Source organism: Oceanispirochaeta sp. M1, assembly GCF_003346715.1.
GTDB lineage: Bacteria > Spirochaetota > Spirochaetia > DSM-2461 > DSM-2461 > Oceanispirochaeta.
Genome location: NZ_QQPQ01000136.1, coordinates 1 through 970 on the forward strand (window position 1 = coordinate 1; position 970 = coordinate 970).

Annotated in this window: 1 rRNA gene; it reads right to left on the reverse strand. The window is 40.8% G+C overall.

Annotated elements, in window-relative coordinates:
- Positions 1–877: 877 nt before the first annotated feature.
- A 5S ribosomal RNA gene (rrf, locus tag DV872_RS26165) occupies positions 878–970 on the reverse strand; the annotation flags it as partial.

Here is a 970-nt window from a genome sequence, read left to right on the forward strand (position 1 = left end):
CCTTTATGCAGTGCGGCTCCCCTTGCGGAAAGTCCCACTGTGCTAAAAAGAAAACTAACGTTCGGACCGTACCTAAATCATAAGATTTTCGGCACGATTCTATTTGACAGGATCGTTCCTCAGCCTTGCGGCTTGCGGTACGACCTTATCTTCGTACTACCAGTGCTTGACTTTCGTCAAATACTTTAATTTCCCTTCTCTAATATCTCTTTAAAAGAACTTGCGAGCCACTCTCGTAGCAGCGCTCAGTGAATATATTTTAAAGTTGATAACTTGTCAACCGTGTTTTAAAAACTTTATTTAAATGCTTTTAAAACCTATATTTACTTTGCTTCAGGCTGCTTTGCTATTGCTTAGCTGCTTGAAGCGTGAGGATGATAATATTGAAAAACACACCGGGTGTAAACCCCTTTTGTAAAGATTTATAATTATTCTTTATTCAATCATTAAACTGCTGTTTCTTAACAACCTTTCAGGGTGATTCTGCCTTTGAAAACGGGGTACCAATTCAGCCGGATTACTCTTTATTCAGTTGTTCCATCATTCAGAATAGCTCCGATGCATATTGAATACCTCGATCACAATGAACAAACACCTACATATTGAATCAGACGAATGACAGCTATCAAGATCCCGACAAACATATACGCGAGAATAAAGGATTGCTCCTCACTATGCATGGTTCTACCTGGCTCCTCTTCATGAGCCATAGCATTTCCTTTAAGTTCTATGAGGAATCCAATCCGGCGTCTTGATGATGGCGTTAATGCTGAATGGTCTAAATATCATAAAAAGACATTCCAATGCCGACTGCTGTTCTAATAGATTTAAACTTATAAAAGAAAAAAGCCCCAGTCCGAAGACTGGGGCTTAAATAAACTGGCGACGACCTACTCTCCCACCTTGGCAGTACCATCGGCGCGATTGAGCTTGACTTCCGTGTTCGGGATGGGAACGGGTATAACCTCAA